This is a genomic window from Deltaproteobacteria bacterium (assembly GCA_026129095.1).
Lineage (GTDB): Bacteria > JAGRBM01 > JAGRBM01 > JAGRBM01 > JAHCIT01 > JAHCIT01.
Genome location: JAHCIT010000001.1, coordinates 226,065 through 242,917 on the forward strand (window position 1 = coordinate 226,065; position 16,853 = coordinate 242,917).

General features: G+C 57.0%; 16 protein-coding genes. 5 read left to right on the forward strand and 11 right to left on the reverse strand.

From position 1 onward, the window contains the following. Positions 1-3 precede the first annotated feature (3 nt). From KIT79_00985 to KIT79_01020, 8 genes are all read right to left on the reverse strand, one after another. A complete protein-coding gene (locus KIT79_00985) occupies positions 4-1,488 on the reverse strand; it encodes a DUF2779 domain-containing protein (GenBank protein MCW5827865.1) in 1,485 nt (494 codons plus the stop codon). 48 nt (positions 1,489-1,536) lie between these two features. Then, entirely contained in the window at positions 1,537-1,857 is a 321-nt protein-coding gene (locus KIT79_00990; GenBank protein ID MCW5827866.1) for a hypothetical protein, read from the reverse strand. A 149-nt stretch (positions 1,858-2,006) separates the two neighbouring features. Further along, entirely contained in the window at positions 2,007-2,681 is a 675-nt protein-coding gene (locus tag KIT79_00995; protein MCW5827867.1) for a hypothetical protein, read from the reverse strand. Positions 2,682-2,685: 4 nt separating this feature from the next. Next, positions 2,686-3,102, reverse strand: coding sequence for a hypothetical protein (locus tag KIT79_01000; GenBank protein ID MCW5827868.1), 417 nt, complete (start codon positions 3,100-3,102; stop codon positions 2,686-2,688). Between the two features lie 8 nt (positions 3,103-3,110). Continuing rightward, on the reverse strand, positions 3,111-3,656 hold the full coding sequence (locus KIT79_01005; GenBank protein ID MCW5827869.1) for a hypothetical protein: 546 nt from the start codon (positions 3,654-3,656) through the stop codon (positions 3,111-3,113). A 28-nt stretch (positions 3,657-3,684) separates the two neighbouring features. Continuing rightward, entirely contained in the window at positions 3,685-4,188 is a 504-nt protein-coding gene (locus KIT79_01010) for a hypothetical protein (protein MCW5827870.1), read from the reverse strand. Next, positions 4,185-6,254 (reverse strand): ATP-binding protein, encoded by a 2,070-nt coding sequence (locus KIT79_01015; GenBank protein MCW5827871.1) that lies wholly within the window; start codon positions 6,252-6,254, stop codon positions 4,185-4,187. The genes KIT79_01010 and KIT79_01015 overlap by 4 nt, the downstream gene beginning before the upstream one ends. Before the next feature lie 224 nt (positions 6,255-6,478). Then, positions 6,479-6,853 carry a hypothetical protein gene (locus KIT79_01020; protein ID MCW5827872.1) on the reverse strand — a complete coding sequence of 125 codons (375 nt, stop codon included), beginning with the start codon at positions 6,851-6,853 and terminating at the stop codon, positions 6,479-6,481. 222 nt (positions 6,854-7,075) lie between these two features. Between KIT79_01020 and KIT79_01025 the strand changes: the two genes are divergently transcribed. Then, positions 7,076-8,749, forward strand: a complete 1,674-nt coding sequence (locus KIT79_01025; GenBank protein ID MCW5827873.1) for an NERD domain-containing protein — start codon at positions 7,076-7,078, stop codon at positions 8,747-8,749. Here the strand turns inward: KIT79_01025 and KIT79_01030 are convergent. Then, positions 8,746-10,470, reverse strand: a complete 1,725-nt coding sequence (locus tag KIT79_01030) for a phospholipase D family protein (GenBank protein MCW5827874.1) — start codon at positions 10,468-10,470, stop codon at positions 8,746-8,748. The genes KIT79_01025 and KIT79_01030 overlap by 4 nt on opposite strands. A 448-nt stretch (positions 10,471-10,918) precedes the next feature. Continuing rightward, positions 10,919-12,007 (reverse strand): hypothetical protein, encoded by a 1,089-nt coding sequence (locus KIT79_01035; GenBank protein MCW5827875.1) that lies wholly within the window; start codon positions 12,005-12,007, stop codon positions 10,919-10,921. 168 nt (positions 12,008-12,175) lie between these two features. Between KIT79_01035 and KIT79_01040 the strand changes: the two genes are divergently transcribed. Further along, positions 12,176-13,048 (forward strand): HAD family hydrolase, encoded by an 873-nt coding sequence (locus KIT79_01040; protein ID MCW5827876.1) that lies wholly within the window; start codon positions 12,176-12,178, stop codon positions 13,046-13,048. 90 nt (positions 13,049-13,138) lie between these two features. Here the strand turns inward: KIT79_01040 and KIT79_01045 are convergent, their stop codons facing one another. After that, complete coding sequence (locus KIT79_01045; protein MCW5827877.1) at positions 13,139-14,458, reverse strand: FAD-dependent oxidoreductase; 1,320 nt, start codon at positions 14,456-14,458, stop codon at positions 13,139-13,141. Positions 14,459-15,110: 652 nt separating this feature from the next. Between KIT79_01045 and KIT79_01050 the strand changes: the two genes are divergently transcribed. From KIT79_01050 to KIT79_01060, 3 genes are all read left to right on the forward strand, one after another. Continuing rightward, entirely contained in the window at positions 15,111-15,389 is a 279-nt protein-coding gene (locus KIT79_01050) for a hypothetical protein (GenBank protein MCW5827878.1), read from the forward strand. 79 nt (positions 15,390-15,468) lie between these two features. Beyond that, positions 15,469-15,675: a helix-turn-helix domain-containing protein gene (locus KIT79_01055; GenBank protein MCW5827879.1), complete on the forward strand. Its 207-nt coding sequence runs from the start codon at positions 15,469-15,471 to the stop codon at positions 15,673-15,675. Further along, a complete protein-coding gene (locus tag KIT79_01060) occupies positions 15,672-16,853 on the forward strand; it encodes a site-specific integrase (protein MCW5827880.1) in 1,182 nt (393 codons plus the stop codon). Before KIT79_01055 ends, KIT79_01060 begins: the two co-directional genes overlap by 4 nt.

The following is a 16,853-nucleotide window of genomic DNA, read 5'->3' on the forward strand; positions in this document are numbered from 1 at the left end:
CCGTCACCCCTCCATCAACTTTTCCCGCAGCTTCACCATCGCCAGGGTGTCCTGACCGCAGTAATCCCGCAACGCTTTCTCCAGCCGCTTCTTTTCCTTCGGATCGTCTACTGAGAGCATGGTCATGAAGGCGACGCCCGCCTCCATTCCGCCCGCTACATCCATCCCTTCGTAGGTCATCTCGGGCACCAGCGCGGGCAGCACAGACTTGATCGAGAACGATCCGTGGAACTCGGGATGGTAGATATGCTCGCGCAGGACCGGGAGCATGTCCCACAGCCGGTCCACCAGTTTCAGCAGTGGTTTCTCCAGCTTCGGCAGGTCCTTGGCAAGCTGGTTGATGACCCGGGCTTCAAAAGCGGAATAGGTGCAGATGACGCCTGTCCTTTCGACCGATTCGATCAGCTGCACCGCCAGTTCTTCGCGCGGGTCGTCACCGGTCGTCGCCAGAAACATCCGGTGGTCGTGCCCTTTCCTTCCCTTCTCCACATGGAGCGACCACTGGAACGGCACCGAGTCATAGGGGCGCGTTCCGGCGTAGCGCGGGATTGCCGGCATGAAGGTCTCGAAGTCGAGGTAGTGGACCGGGCCCGGCAGGTCCTTAAGCACCTTGCCCAGCTTGCCGGATTTCCAGGTTTTCCCCGACCGGACCACCGAAACGGCCCGGCGCTGCAGGGGGCTCAGGGGAAAATCGTCCGGCACCTCATGAATCTCCGCAACGCCCATCGCCCGGAGCTGTTCCTTTTTCGCTGCGTGAAGCGACGGGATGTGTTCCACCGGATGATCGGGATATATCATCCCCTTCGTGCAGTGGGCGTAGAAGGGGCACGGATAGGGAACCGTGCACTGATCACCCGGCCCGATCTTCGGAGGTTTCTTCTTCGCCAGCATCGCGTAAAGTCCGGCGACTTTGGCAGCGATCTCTTTCTGACGGCCTATGGCCAGACTAGTCCGGTCGTGCAGCGTGAAAAGGTTCTTGAGATCGAGCTTCCTGCCGTCGAATACGTAGTCGCGGCTCAGGAGCAGGACTCCGGCCGATTCGACCTTGAGGCCCGCGCCCTTCAGCACCCAGTACTGAAGCGCCACGTCTTCCTCGAACTGTTCTTTCACCTTCGTACTCGATTTCACCTCGATCAGGTTCCAGCGGTCCTTGCCAACGCGCTCGATGATGTCCGCCCGGACCAGCACGTTCTCGTGCATGAAGGCCGCTTCGTAAATGACGCTAACCTTCGGATCTTTCAGTAGCTTCGCCGTCTGCTTGAGCGCCTCATCCGTCTGCGTGTGATCGGCCTCGACCAGCACTCCCCCCGGATACCTCTGCTGCGCCAGGACGCCCACCTCGTGGCCGGTATCGAACACCGCCTGCTGGACCTCGTCGGCCTCCTCCGCCAGGTCAGGCTCATAGACGTGGTACCAGAGCCGGAGCGGGCATTGGAGCCCGTACATGTACCGGGATTTGGAGAGGCGGGGGGCCTGGGCTTTACTCATGGTTCCTCACCATACAATTTCGTTGTGTCAGGACATGACACGATTCATTCAATTGGCAACCAGTAGCTTACGGGACCGGTAATGCTCGTCATACAATATTTTGGTCCGCTTCACGGGAAGCGAGAAGTGCCGGATCACGCGATCACTGAACTTCTGGAGCTGTGGGTCCACGTATAGGAGATATATGCGGCTTTCCTCATCGTAAACGATCCGCCCGCGCGGCCAGTCGTCGTAATCCGTTTCGGCGAACAGCCCGCCCTTCTCCAGTGCCCAGTGTTCCCATTGTTCCAGGTGTCCCTCTGGATGATTCCTGAAACGGCCGTAACTTTCAGATTTCCCCAACGGCGTCTTGGCGGATACCAGCTTCACTCGTCCCTTTTCAATTCGGATGAACCAAAAGATGCCGAGTGAGGGTGCCATATCTCAATCCCATTGTTCTCCCATTCAAAACAATGGAACAAACATCTTCTGCCAATATAAACTTGGTTGACATATAGCACCTTGGATCAATCTGAGAATCACTGCTCTCCGCTACCATCTGCTTCCGTGGCTTCAGAAAATGACACCGTAAGATCGTTGCTGTCTACAATATTCCACATGCCATCTTTTTGTGTTTTTATCTTCCAGAAATTAGTTAGCTCAGTGCGAAGCTTTATCCAAAATGCTTCACCATCTTCTTTCCACATCCATTTAGCTCCATGAGTTTTATCTAATTTTTTAGTTGGTTTAGACGGCGATGTAAGAACGAGATGCGGAATTATTCGTAGGTTACTCACGTCCTTCTCACCCTCTGGGAAAAATAACGCTAATCGAGAAGTCTTAGAAGTAAATTGTTCATTACTCCATGACGTATCCGACTTTGCCTCCACAAATATTAGTCTTGTTACCAATTCTTTGTCTGTATTCCCTTCTTCATACGCAATAATCAAATCAATGTCTTCCTGGGTTCCCTTTATGGTCCCACGATTCTGTTCCTTCAATTTTGGATCAAGAACGGCCATCGCTCCCCAAATCCAATCTAAATGGTAGTCCATCGCGACAAAAGCTCTGTGTGGAATAGGAATATCTAGTTGACTCCTAAGCTGATAAATAAAGTCTGGGCATAAATTGAATGCATTCTGTGTGGAATGACATATCAAATGATACCTTTCTTTCCGGTTAAATTTCTTCAGATTCTCTATAAATTCATTCATTGCTTCACTCTCCCGTCAGATCCTCAAATACCTTATGTTCAATCGGCTGATCAAGTTCGTATTCGTCAGCCTGATAATTCGCATCGAAAACCTCATTCACCCGCTTTCCAACGTCGATCCGTCCCTCGATCTCCTGCCTGACCGATTTCCCGTTCCCCTCCGGGTCGCCATCAGATGCAACACACCAGCACCTGATCTGCTCCACCCAGAACGGATTCCACTCGGCGCTCATCGTCAGGATGTGCTCAGGCCCCCTCCGAAAATCGTGGGTAACGGCCATGGCCGTCACCTTTCGCTTGCGGAACCGGTTCGGGAACATCCGGAGCGGCTTCTCGCCCGGAACCGCATCCTGAACCCGGACTATTACCGGCCGTTCGAGCATCTCTTCCGTGACTTCTTCTGTGCGTTTCAAGTCTGGCATGGCGATCCTCATCCGGACAACGAGCGGTTGATCGAGTCGTATGAGGCAAGCAGGTCGGCAAGCTCCTCCGGATAATAAAGCCGGCAGAACGTGACGAGCCGCCACAAACCCTTTCCGGAGCCTTTGACCACGGGCCAGAGCCGCCCCACATCGGCAAGGTCTGTTTCCCTGCCGAGCCGGACCTTGGCAGCAGCAAGCCATTCAACCGGAACGATGCGTATTGTCTGCTTTTTGAACCGTAGCCGTGCCGCACGCTCCAGCGCATAGGCATCTGCCGGTCCGGCACCAAACACCAGATCCACGTCTAGTCCGGCCACGTGCCACGTCTCGCCGATCAGGTTCGAGACCCGGTCTTCCGGCGGGCAGAGTTTCCGGGCCGCCTGTGCGGTAGCTTCGGAGATCAGGATATCCAGGTCAGGTGAAATTTTCCGTTCCGCATAGCTGGCAACCGCTCCACCTCCGCAAAGGGCCCACCCGGCGGGAGGCAGCTTTTCCAGAAAAGCCAGCAAACTGGAGACAGACATGGGCGGATAGTCGGATTCCATTCTTTTCAAGGCCCGCTCCAGTAGCATTCCGTCCGGTTCAATCATTGGCCCATGCCTCCGGGATGTAATCCCCCGTTGCTCCACGCTGGTCGAGGAAGTCTCGTATGCGCGGCATTTCATGCGTCAGCAGTTCGTCTCGGCCGAGCCGCGATTCAACGATTTCTGCATGGCGGAATTCGCTATAGACCCATCCCTGATGACGGGCTTCACCTTCCCCAGACAGCAGCACGAGACAACCGGACCAGAGGACTTCCGAACCCGTGAATGACTCGGTTTCGGCCGCTGGAGGAACCGGATCGACGAGTATCTCCAGGCAACCACACCGGCTGGCGATCGCATGAGCCCAGAATGCCGCATCACCGATGCCCAGTGCCGTGTGAATGCTCAGATCACCGGCCAGTGCAGCAAACCAGTGTTCCAGCTCATCCCGGCGTTCCGGCGGAGTCTCATGCCGGACAGACCAATTCTCAAAAACCCGGTTGATGACGTCCGTTAGCGGACGGACCTCTATATCGTTTCCGATTACGACTGTTGTCCTCATACGGACCCCACTGGCTGCATGAATCCGACCCGGCGCTCCCGGATCTTCGCGTTTGCTTCATCCCAGAGGAGCCCGCAGAGGATTTCCGGATTCCCCAGCTGGCCCAGGATCCCGGCTTTCCGGTGAACCAGCGCGAAGTCCCCCGGCGTCAGGTTCGGGGGCAGAACGCTTCCGTCCGGCGGTTCCGTTCCAAAGTAGAGGCGGAACGCGGCGCGGCACTGCTCCGGCGACATGAACTTCAGGGTCACTTTGAACGTGAACCGGCGGAGCGAAGCAGCATCCAGGCGGTCGGAGAAGTTCGTCGTGCAGGCGAACGGCCAGTCGTGGGACTCCATCCAGGTGAGCATCTCGTTCACCTGCGTCACTTCCCAGGACCTCTGGGCGAGGTTCCGGTCCTGCAGAAGGGAATCGGCCTCATCGAAGACAAGGAACGCTTCCTCGTCGCGGGCATGCCGGAAGGCGGCCGCGATGTTTTTCTCGGACCCGCCGACCCACATGCTGAGCAGGTCAGAAGCGCGCTTCTGGATCACCTCGATTCCCATCTCGCGGGCGAGGTGGCGCACGAAGGCCGTCTTTCCGGTACCCGGCGGACCTGACAGGCAAAGCGATACCCGGCGGGAGTTCTCCAGCGAACAGATATGACCTGACAGGTTCACCAGATCGGCATCGGCGTTGACCAGTGACAGATCGTACCGGTCCGGACGTTTTTCCGGTTTTTTCTCGGGTGCCTCTCCCCGCATCAGCACGGATACGCTCCTCACAGCCTGCCGCACCTGTTCGGTCTGGCCACCCGCGAGCCGGGCCGCCCGGACTGCGCTGGCGGCCAGTGCAGGGGCTTCGCAGAAATCCCGGGCCAGCTTGCGGACCTCGTCCCCCGGAACCTCGACCGACTGGCGCTCCAGGAGCCGCTGCCACACCCCCTCCCGCACCTTGCGGGGCGGAACCTTCATCTCCAGCGCATAGGTCATCCGGCGCAGCAGGGCTGGATCGAAGCAATCCGTATCGTTGGTCGTCCAGATGACCGGGACCGGATTGTTCTCCAGCAACCGGTTCAGGAATACCTTTGAAAGCGAACTGTCCTCCCGGTCCCGGGACCGGGAAAGCAGGTCTTCCATCTCGTCGAACAGGAGCATCGAATTTTCAGCCCCGGCGAGGAGTGCACTCGCGATCTGGATGCCGGCGATCCGCTCGCTGGTCTTGGGCATCGATCCCTCGTCATCGCTTTCCCCGATGGAGTAGATCGACAGGCCGGCCTTCGCCGCGAGCACCTTGGCGAATTCCGTCTTGCCGGTCCCCGGAGGCCCGTAGAGCAGAATATTAATACCCCGTGCCTTTTCCCTCATGGCCCCGGAGAGAAGAGGCAGAAGGAAATCCCGGTCGGTGGCGACATGACCGAAATCCTCCCACCCCAGTTCCGGCAGCTGGGGTTTGCCCGCGACCGCGCGTCGGAAGTCATCGACTCCATGGTTCGGCGGCATCAGTCCGCCGAGAACCCGGTTCGGCACCTTGAGGCTCGAATCAAACTGCCCCTTGAAGGTCAGGTGAACCACCACCAGCCCCAGCCGGTACAGACGGGCCGAAGGCTTCATCCGGACCCGCACGGCCTCAGGATCGGCGGCAAGCAGCTTGGCGATCATGCCGTCCAGGCTCAGCACCCGGGTCGGCATGATCTCGTCGCACAGACGCTCGAACTGATGGCAGGTCGCGTAACGGACGGCGGCTTCGAAAATGCCCTGCTCCAGGGGATCAAGGCCGAACTCCCGCGCGATGGCGTCGATATTCTGCTGAAAGACACCGGGCGCTTCCGCACGGTTCTCCGCAAAGAACCGGTCCAGCACCTCATGCACGTCCTGAAGCCCCTTCTCCGGCTGGTTCGGTCTGAAGCGCCTGCGGCGCGAAGACCCATGATCTTCACCGCCAGGGGCCAGAAACGAGAGCCCGACCTCGGACCCTTCACTTTCCACCCAGCTCACCAGCTTCTGCACAATCGCGGAACGCGCTCCCAAGGACCGGGAGAGATTCCGCACGTACTGGATCACTGCCCAGTGTTCGTAGTTGATTTCCATATGCCCTCCTTCAGGCAATGCGTGGCCAACGGCCTCAATCGGCCGGTCAGAACGCCAGTCCGCCAGGCATTCAGGTCACGTTATGAAGGGAAGCGGTGAACTCATGGGCATGAATATAACGGCCGCCGTGACAGGACATGTCAGCGAAGCTTTGAACCCTTCGATTTCACAGAGGAAAGATTTTGTTCCAGCCAATCGATAGCCACCATTAGATTTCAATACTGTCAGATTAGATCGTGACGTTTCATGCTCCCGTCAGAAGCGAGCTGGAAATAGAATGCACCAGTCGGATTATTTCGTGAGACTTCCGCTGGATCGAGCCGGTATTCTGCGTATGCCTTCGATAGCACCCCTGCAATCTCGTCTGACCTCCGTTCGATTTCGCCCACACCGTCAAACCCGGTGAGGTGAACGATCCCGAACTCATCGACTGCGGCTTCGTCATAAAGCTTCTTTACGCGGAGCTCATCTTCCGTAATGAGGGTCCGCTTTGTCAGGAAACTGCTCAGCCGATTCCACTCCTGTGTATCTTCAAATCGGAGCTGGATGACCCGGAAGTTGTACGTCTTAAGCGGAATCTGAAGGCAGGCCAGAGACACGTCTAGAATGAAGATGCCGCGGGAGCCCGGCCTAGGTTCACGCGCTATGGTCGGCTTACTATTCAAGTGAATCATTAATTCGTGATTTGCTACAGGTATCAGGATAACGACGGAACGGAATGGTCATGGGACCTAGCATGCCATGCAGTCGTGACAGGACATGTCACTACTTTGAATATGTGATTCGATAGTTTGTAGCTCTGCGCTACAATCCCGACACCCATGGCACGTATCTTCCCAACGCCCCTGCCGGACAGCGTCCGGAAGGAGCCTCGCCTCAACGCGGAGGTGAAGGTCTACGACCGGCTGGCGAAACTGCCGGGTCCCTACACCGTCTATTACTCGGTGCGCTGGCCGTCGAAGAACCCCAAGGGCCGGACCAGCGACGCGGAGGCGGATTTCGTCGTCGTCCATCCGGCGAAGGGTGTTCTCGTGATCGAAGTGAAGGGCGGCGGGGTGGCGCACGACGGCCCGACCGGGAAGTGGTTCAGCGTGGACCGCGACGGCCGGCGCCATGAGATCGATGATCCTGTCAAAAAGGCGATGATCCTCAAGAACGATCTGGTGAAGCGGCTGAAGGAGCAGCCGGGCTGGCGGAACAGTGGGATGATCTGTCATGCGGTCGCGTTTCCCGACCTGCGGGACCGCAATACTCAGCTCGCACCCGACCTGCCCACCCCGATCGCCCTCTTCGAGCCCGACCTGATCTACCTGGAGGAAAAGCTGGAGTCGGCTTTCAGCTTCTGGTCGAACCAGTCCGCGCACCGGTCGGAGATGCTTGAGTCCGATCTGGCCGTCGTCGAAAGATTCTTCGCGCCGACCTATGAGCTGAGGAAACCGCTCGGCGTTCTCCTCTCTGACACCGATACGGAGATTTTCCGGCTCACGAACCAGCAGTTCGCCGTCCTCCGGTGCAACCGCCGCAACGCCCGGGCCTCGGTCGCTGGAGGCGCCGGTACCGGAAAGACGCTGCTGGCCATCGAGAAGGCCCGCGAGTTCGCCCGGGATGGCATGAGCACGCTGTTCGTCTGCTTCAACAAGCCGCTCGCGGACTACGTGAAAACCGCGCTGGCCGGGACTGACGGCGTTACCGTCAGCACGTTCCACGGCCTCTGCCATGACTATGCGGAACGGGCGGGGCTCCCGGTGCTGCCGCTTGGCACCAAAGAGGTTCCGGCGGACTATTTCCGCAAGCAGCTCCCGGCGTGGATGAGCGAGGCTCTAGGGAAACGGCCGGACGACCGATTCAACGCGGTTGTCGTGGACGAGGCGCAGGACATTGAAGAGGACTGGTGGCCACTCATCCTCGGGACGCTCTTTGAACCGGACGAACAACCGCTCTGGGTTTTCTACGATCCCAACCAGCGGTTCTACCGGCAGGGCTCGTCGTTCCCCGAGTTTGCGACCGAACTCACCTTGGACGAAAACCTCCGCAACACGAAACCGATCCAGCAATTCGCGGCCCGGTTCTGCAGCAACGAAGAGTTTATTCCCGGCGGCCCCGATGGCCCGCCGGTCGAGCAGTTGAAACTCCCGTCCAACCTGAAGCTGGCCGACGCGCTCGAAACGGTCCTCGACCGGCTGATCCACGAAGACCTCATCCCGGCCGAGGAGATCGCCATCCTGACCGGAGTGAGCCTCAAGAAAAGCGCACTCAACGGGATCAAGAAGATCGGGAACTGGGAGTTGACGCCATCAGACCAGCCGGTGCGCGGCAAGGTCGTCCTGGAAACCATTCACCGGTTCAAGGGGCTCGAACGCCAAGTGGTTATCCTCGTCGAAACCGAAAGCCTTGCCACCGCAACCGGCGACGAGAAGAAAGACCAGGATCACCGGAACCTGATGTATGTGGGGTGTACGAGAGCGAGAGGACTACTTATTTGCAATTCTGTTTAATCACAGTCGCTTTCATCGTCCTCATCGTCATTGCCACCATCCTCATCATCATCCACTTCATCTTCTTGTTCTTCTTCGGCCGCAATTGTATTCAATGATTCGGGCGAAAAATAAGGCGGCTTACCGAACCACGAAATAAATGTCTCCACTAGCTTTTCTAATGATATAAAAGACTCATCATCTACAGAACACGAGGCCTCCACGTACTTTACCAGATCTTCTTCAGTCGTTTGCCCGCGACTACGTTCAACAAGGTAGCGAACCGGACCAGTCTTCCTTTTTAATCCCTTAAATCTATAGCCAACTACGGCCCAGACGAGATCAGAGATATATATTCTCATATTCTCTTCGCCTTGGGGCTCAGATAGATATATTATTTTTGACGATAACGTACGAATTTGAGCCAACGCATAACTTTTGTTTAACTGTGACCGCACATCCTCATATAATACCTCCGATATTGATTTCAGCGCCCTCTTATATAGCTCTGTCTTGTTGTTCCAAGGCGCACCCTTTTTATAGTTGGATCTAATTATTGCCTGATCCCAATTAAATTTCCGTGTTTTCCATTTATCTGGAGATGATAATCCGTCTTTCGCCAGATCATAAACGACTTTTTTTACAGTAGAATCTAATTCTTTCCTAGACTTATTTATATGTATCGAGACACGTCTTTCACTTTCAGTAAGTATTCCAACTAATTCCGACTCACATTCCGATATCCTCTCATTCAAATCTTGGACATTTGAATTCGGTACCCAATAACCAAATGCAGTTTCGATGCCTGAAGTGCCAAATGCATTACTAATTTTCAGCGAGATACTTTTTAATTTTTTCTGGACATCTTCAGGAAGCATTGGAACTGAGTAACTTGATCCCTTGTTACGTTTTTGCGCAATTCCTATTTTCCTTTTTGCTTCCTTTGTGAGCATCCCCGCCCGATATAAATAATCTGATTTGATTTTGGCATTCGTTTTCTCCATATCGAAATCGTATGAAAGGAAAACGCCTTCGCTGATGAGGTCCATAACAAAATCTTGCGGCCTATTTTTATAAGCCTTTATTGTTTCGGGATCGGGTGGCTTTATTTTCTCAGTCAGTTTATTGAATTTTTCTTTAACCTCATCGCGTCGACGTTTTTGATCCTCCAGCTGTTCTTCGGTCAATTCTATTTTAGCCGATGACTTTTCGATTAAGAATTTTGAAAGATCTTTTATGTTTTCTTTATCAAGTTTGTGGCAAGCCGGTTTAAGACTTTCAAATATATCGTGAATGTCCCGACGTAAATTACCGAGATTCCCTACAGCTCTTATTGCGATCTCGGTATTTGATTTAAACGCTCTTTCGGTAAGATTAGTAGAGCCTATTAACAAATGATCCTGCCCGTCATCCCGGCCAAACCCAGCGTAAACTTTTGCATGCATCAAATAATTTGTTTTTTGAAAACACACCCAAACTGAAATGTTTTTCGGCCACTTCTCAACATATACAGAGACACGATCATATAGTTCTTTAGAAGAAATATTAGACTGATCAATCCCAAACAATAATGTGATATTACCTCCTTTCCGAAGTGATTTTTTAATTTGATCTTCAATTATTTCAAACCCAGTTAGACTAACATATGCACTAATTACCCATACTTCCTGGGCATTGCCGATGGCATCGCGAACTTGTTCTTCCATTTCACCAGTTGCGCTAGTAACTATATTTAGTTCCACTATTTACTCTCCCCTTGGATTATTAGTTTGTCATTGTGACGCCATGAAGCTCGCTGTCGTCACTTTTATGATGCCTCAATGCCCTATTGGTTTCTGGACTAGGTGAACGAATTTAACGCTCGCCTCACTCCGTCCATTTCCTCGCCCGGCTTCGTCAACCCCATCTTCTCCGCGCAGGTCATACAGAACGCCGCAAGCTGCTCCGCGTGGCGGACGCTAACGATGTGGTCCGACGGCTCCATAGGCGGCTCACCGAGGGATTTCCTCTTTTCGTTGATTTGATTCTGTCCCTCGTAATGCTCTGCGGTCAAATCTTTGGCCGAAATCGGGTCCATCGATTCGAAAGACAGGGTAACACACGCGTATACTTGGCTTTCCCGGATATCCGCTTTGCACCGGGCACACTCCAGGACCACCGGTTTCACAGGATTGTCAGGATTAATGCTTCTCAGGCGGACCATGCGTATTCCTCCAGTATGGGCGATTTAAGGTTTTCAATGACAACGGGTTTCGGTTTCGGGGGCCGCTTCCGCTCGGCGGCCTTGAGGATCTTCTGGGCGGCGCGCTGGATCCGGCTCATCTGTTTGTGAAGATCCTCGACCCGGTTTCCGAGCCAGTTCCGGTCCTCCCAGAAGGCGATGTAGACCGGCGCGGCCGTCGGCAGTTGAAGCGCCTTGGCGACGATGTAGGCGACCGATTCAGCCTCCATCTCGCGCTGGCCCTTCTCGATCGCGGTCAGGAACCGGTTGATGAATATCGCCTCGTCGCCCTGTTCGGCCGCCAGCTTGCGCCGCCGCTCCAGTTCCGCCTGATGGAGCAGTTCATGGGCCAATTCATGAATCAGGACCAGGGACCGCTGGACGGTCGGCAAGGCCATATCCACTTCGACTGAGCCGCCGTGCGACCGGCCCTGGTATCCCGCTTCCAGATCCGCTTTGGGTTTAATTTCAATGCCCAGATGGGCCGCGCCATTCCGCAGCCGGTCCCACCACGGGGTTTCGCCCTCTACCGAGCTGGTCAGTTCCGGGAGCGGGTCGCCCTCCGTCTGGGAGATGTCATAGACCCGGCCGCCCCAGAAACTGACGGCGCAGATCACCCAGATCGGCTTCGCATCCGGCTTGACGGTGCGGTTGTATTGCCGCCAGACCCGCCGGCTCGCCACGCGCCGGGCCTCGGGGAACTGCTCCCGGATCCAGAGGATGTTGTTGAACGAGTAGCAGTTGAACGCGGCACAGGCGTCCAGCCAGTTCACCCACTCATCCGACAGCCGGACGGCATCGGTCTCTTTCGCCAGATCCCCGAGCCAGACGTGGGCCTTTTCCCGGACCCGCCTCCGGGCCGTCCGGAGATCGACCTCTACCCCCGGCACGGCCGCGACCGGCTCCGCCACCTGTGCCAGGAGGGCGGCCCGCTCCGCCGCACGCTCTGCCTTCTGTTCCTGTCGCCGTTGCTCCCGGCGTTCCTGCCGCCATTTCCGATCAAGCGCCCGGCGCTCCCTGGTGGCGAGAAACCTCCTGTGCTTCTTCCTGATCGCCATGCCGCACCTCCCGAAAATCAGCCATTGACAGGTTCACTATAAGGGGTGCCTGTGACAGGTAGTGTCATAGTTCTGGAGGGGGCTTAGGAGCCATTTGGAGGGGTTTTAACGATAGCGGGACCGGCGACATGATTTGTCATTTGGGGCGGCTATATTTGGCTCAAGAACATGTCGGTAAAACTCCTCATCACCGATCTCGACCACACGCTCTGGGACTGGGCGGGGTATATCGTTCCGTCTCTGAAGGTGATGGTGGATTCGGTCGAGACGACCACCGGCTACCCGAGACCGTTCATTATCGAGGCTCTCAAGAAGGTTTACGGGCGCTACCAGACGACCGAATACGCCTTCACCCTGCAACAGTCGGCCATCTGGACCCGCTGGCGGAGGCAGCATGGCGACGACCTGGACCGTTTCCTCGAAACCGTCGTCACTCCCGCCGCCCTTGCCTATGCCGCCGAACGGAAGAAACGGTTCCGCCTGTACCCGGGAGTGAAAGAGACTCTGGAAAAGCTTAAGCGTCAGGGCGTGAGTATCGTCGCGCTGTCCGACGCGCCGAGGTTCCCCGCCGAGCAGCGGCTGAAGCGCGCCGGAATCGACAGCCTGTTCGACGGCCTCTACTGCCTGAAGTCCTATCCGATTCCGAAGTCAGGCGGCCGACACCGGGTCGCGCCGTTCATCGTCGCCAAAGAGCGGTCCGGCCACTACCGGTCCCAAGTCGGCAAAGTCATCGAACTGCCACCGTCCTGGGAAAAGCCGGACCCGCGAGGACTGCGGAAAATCCTGAAGGCGATTGGCGTGAAACCAGAAGAAGCCATTCTGGTCGGCGACTCGCTCCGGAAAGACGGGGCCGTCGCCCATACCGCCGGAGTGCCGTTCTACTGGGCCCGGTACGGAACCGAGATCCCGGCCAAGATTCTTGAAGAGCTTTCCCTCTATACGCCCGCCGCCGTCCGCCGCCGGAACTCTTCGCCGCCAGCGGGGGAGGTTCACCGGAAGGGGGAGCTGGTTTCATTCAGGGATATATTGAGGCTTCAATGAAGCATTCCCAGCGGGGGAAATGCCATATCTTCCGGCGTCATGAAGTGCCTCGGCGATCCAGTGGGCTGTCACGAAAGTTCTGTCCGGCGGTCAGTTCAGCACCTTCGCCACTTTCTCTGCAGCCTGACGGCCGGAGGTAAACGCGCCGTCCGTACACGGTGCGATCAAGTAGGCGCCCGCCACGAACACGCGGCGGTCTTTCGGCCACTGGGTGTTCAGGCCGTGGAGGATGGAGAAGCGCCCCGGAGGCATCTTCTCCACGGCCCGGTCCCATCTGAAGACGTGAATGCCGGTAATGTGCCCTTGAATGTAGGGGAAGAATTTCACCGCATCTCTGGCCACGATCTCCCCAAACTGCTCCCGGGTGCCCTTGAACGAACGAACGAACTCTTCTTTCGTGACGCAAAACAGACACCCCTTGCCCGGCGGAACGTTCTGGTTTCCCTTGGCGTCCTCGATGCCGAAAGAAGCCAGGCACTCGCTCTCTCCGGGACTGATGTAGACGCCGTAAAAAGGGTTGTGGATCGGCACGTCCGTCGTAATAGCCACCGGCCAGGTCGTCGAATACTGCGTGCTGCTGAAAATCTCGGTTTCGAGCGGTGAGAGGCCTTTTACGATCTCCGGAACGAGATCGCCCCAGACCGCGACGACCGCCGCCGCATAATCCCCCGTCTGGGTCCGGTTTCCATCGCTCCAGCTTACCTCGACCCGGCCGCCTTTCTGCTCCACGGAGGTGACGCGGGCGCCATACCTGATGTCGAGGTCTCTCGACAGCCGGGCCGGGACCGAGCCCATCCCCTCGCGGAACGAATAGAGCTTCATGTTCAGGACCGACAGGGAATAGGCCATGAAGTTGAGTTTCGACATGTCCTTGAGCGGGTACATGCACAGGGCGCGGCAGACCGGATCGCCGAGATAGTCGGCGAGTTCCTGGCTCGTGCGGCGTTTCAGCCAGTCGTAGGCGTTCTCATCGTCGATGGCTACTCCCTTGTAGGCGTTCAGGAAGCTGTTCACCTTGAAAAAGTGCTTCAGATAGTCGGGCAGAACCCCGATCATGGAAAGCTGGCTCTTCAGCGATACACCCCGGAACGTAAGCGCCGTGAAGGGGTTGCTCATGCTGACGGTGTGGAACTTCCCGTCCCGGTAAAGCGAAGCCGCGTTCCGGGCGAGCACCCGCATCTCGTCTTGCATCCCGATCTCGTGCACCAGATCCGAGACCGCCTTGAAATACTTCACCACAAACGACGCACCGGTATCCACATGGAAGTCGCCGATCTTCTCCGTCGTCATGCGGCCGCCGGCCTTCTTGCCCGGCTCGAAGACCGTGCAGGGAATGCCCTGCTGCCGGAGCGAATAGGCCGCCCCGAGCCCCGCCATGCCGGCGCCGATCACTGCCACATGATTGTCCATGGAAACACTCCTGATGTCCGGAATTGCAAACGCCCGATCCTAGCAACAGAGGGAAACGCGTTCCACTATTTTCATGTGCAGAACAAGGCATCACAAAACCCCATAACCTATGTAAACTGCTGACCTGAGGCCAATCCGGCCACCTCGGACGCCGTCTTCTGGCCGCCTCGCAGGCGTTTTTCTGGTGCCGCCAGAGGTACCCCGCTTCCGCGCGCGTGGATCGCGCGCGGCGGGCCGGGAAAACGGCGCGGTTCCAGGTGTCGTCCGAGCACGGCCCAGGGGTGCGTCCACGGGCCCGCCCAGGTGCTGGCAAACCTCTTCGCGAGCGCGGTTCGCGCACGGATGTTTTCAGGGAAATCCCTCGTTTCAGCCGTAACCCACTGACCTCCCTGGAATCCCGGATCGATCAGTACCCCCATAAACGCCCGTGTGCGCACAAAAAGATCATTGTTGAGCAAACAGATAGTTGTCAGATTGATGGCTGAAAGGACCGGGGATGATTTCCCCGGCTCGCAGAATTCACCCGGCGTTAATCCCTGCCGGATTCAGCCGCCTTCATGCGAAAATAATTGGCAAAAGATTCCGGAAGATTGGCCATTTTATTTCCCTCCCCTTTGCCCGCATCCTGATCTGGAGAAAGGACGAGACACCCATGGACCCCGCCGTCACAGAGAAACCCCCGCAGCTCTCCCCGCTTGCCCAGGCGGTCTACGCGCGCCTCCGGCAGCGTTCCGCAGCCATCCCCGCCGCATCGAGCTTCATCTACGAAATCCGCGCGATGGTCGAATCGAAGGGCTACGAAATCTCCGGCGAAGAGATCGGCCTCGCCTTCAACGAGCTGGTCCGCGCCGGGCTCGCCCGCATCAAGGTCCGCAAGGACTACATGGGGCTCATCCCCCTCAACCGCTTCCGGGGCGTGAAATTCGAATAGCCACACCAACCCCAATCCCTCTGAGGTTCATGCCATGGACCACGACAAATCTGCCGATTCATCTCAACGCTCCTCACCGATGGAGGAACTACCGGCATTTCTCACCGTTGACGAACTCGCCGCCCTGCTCCGCATCAACCGCGACACTGCCTACCACCTGTGCTCGACACGGGAGATCCCCGGCGTCCGCAAACTTGGCCGGTGCATACGCATCCACCGCGAAACCGTGCTATCGTGGTTTGTTGGCCAGGACCGCGTTTCATGCTCAACGAGGAAACCCCGATGAGTGTACGACGCAGGACCATTCAGGACCGGGAGACCGGCCTGATGAAGGAGGTGTGGGTCGTCGATATCGACTTCACGCATCCAGACGGACGCCGGGAGCGCATCCGCAAACACTCGCCCGTGAATACCCGCCGGGGGGCGGAACAGTACGAGCGGGAAGTGCGGAATGCGCTGCTCAAGGGCGAATACAAAAAGAAGAAGGAGGAAATACCGGAGACACAGCCCATACCTACTTTCAAAGCGTTCTCGATAGAGTTCGTGAATACCTATGCGAAGATGAACAACAAACCCAGCGAGATACACAACAAGGAACGGATGCTGAGGACTCACCTGAATCCCTACTTCGGAAGCCGGCCGCTCGATTCGATCACGACGCGTGACATCGAGACGTACAAGGCCAAGAAGATAGAGAGCGGCCTCTCGCCCAAGTCGGTGAACAACCACCTCGCCGTGGCCGGACGCATGTTCCGGATCGCGAAGAAGTGGGAGGTCATCGGGAAGACGCCTGAAGTGTCGTTCCTGAAGGTGAAACTGCCTGACTACGATTTTCTCGACTTCAGGGAGGCCGAACGGCTGATCGCCGGCGCGGACCCCGAGTGGCGGGCGATGATCGTGGTGGCGCTCCGGACCGGCATGCGGCTCGGAGAGCTGAGGGCGCTTCGCTGGCAGGATGTGGATCTCGTCGCGGGCAAACTGTTCGTGAGACAGGCTGCCTGGAACGACGTGATCGGCACGCCCAAGAGCGGCAGGCCAAGGGAGATCCCGCTGAGCAATGATGCGCGGCAGTCTCTCAAGGCTCACCGGCATCTCAGGGGCGAGTATGTGTTCGCGGGAAAAAGCGGAGACATGCTTCACAAGGCGGAGACGAAGTGGCCGCTCAGGCGCGCCTGGCGAAAAGCCGGGCTACGCGAGGTCGGCTGGCACATGCTTCGCCACACGTTCGCTTCGCATCTCGCCATGAAGGGAGTGCCGCTCAAGGCCATTCAGGAACTGCTTGGCCACGCGGACATTCACATGACGATGCGGTATGCGCACATGAGTCCCGACACGAAGCGGGACGCCGTGCAGCTTCTCGACGAACCTCAGGTTCGTCCGGAAGAAAGTTACGGCACACTGACGGCACATGACGGTTCATCACGCGCCGCGGCGCTCAAAAGCGCAATAAATACAGATAGTTAA

Coding starts and splice junctions, on each gene's coding strand:
- KIT79_01035 (MCW5827875.1), bottom strand. CDS start 12,007: ATGGCGATCAGGAAGAAGCACAGGAGGTTTCTCGCCACCAGGGAGCGC.
- KIT79_01055 (MCW5827879.1), top strand. CDS start 15,469: ATGGAGGAACTACCGGCATTTCTCACCGTTGACGAACTCGCCGCCCTG.
- KIT79_01050 (MCW5827878.1), top strand. CDS start 15,111: ATGGACCCCGCCGTCACAGAGAAACCCCCGCAGCTCTCCCCGCTTGCC.
- KIT79_01010 (MCW5827870.1), bottom strand. CDS start 4,188: ATGAGGACAACAGTCGTAATCGGAAACGATATAGAGGTCCGTCCGCTA.
- KIT79_01000 (MCW5827868.1), bottom strand. CDS start 3,102: ATGCCAGACTTGAAACGCACAGAAGAAGTCACGGAAGAGATGCTCGAA.
- KIT79_00985 (MCW5827865.1), bottom strand. CDS start 1,488: ATGAGTAAAGCCCAGGCCCCCCGCCTCTCCAAATCCCGGTACATGTAC.
- KIT79_01025 (MCW5827873.1), top strand. CDS start 7,076: ATGGCACGTATCTTCCCAACGCCCCTGCCGGACAGCGTCCGGAAGGAG.
- KIT79_01045 (MCW5827877.1), bottom strand. CDS start 14,458: ATGGACAATCATGTGGCAGTGATCGGCGCCGGCATGGCGGGGCTCGGG.
- KIT79_01040 (MCW5827876.1), top strand. CDS start 12,176: ATGTCGGTAAAACTCCTCATCACCGATCTCGACCACACGCTCTGGGAC.
- KIT79_01015 (MCW5827871.1), bottom strand. CDS start 6,254: ATGGAAATCAACTACGAACACTGGGCAGTGATCCAGTACGTGCGGAAT.
- KIT79_01060 (MCW5827880.1), top strand. CDS start 15,672: ATGAGTGTACGACGCAGGACCATTCAGGACCGGGAGACCGGCCTGATG.
- KIT79_00995 (MCW5827867.1), bottom strand. CDS start 2,681: ATGAATGAATTTATAGAGAATCTGAAGAAATTTAACCGGAAAGAAAGG.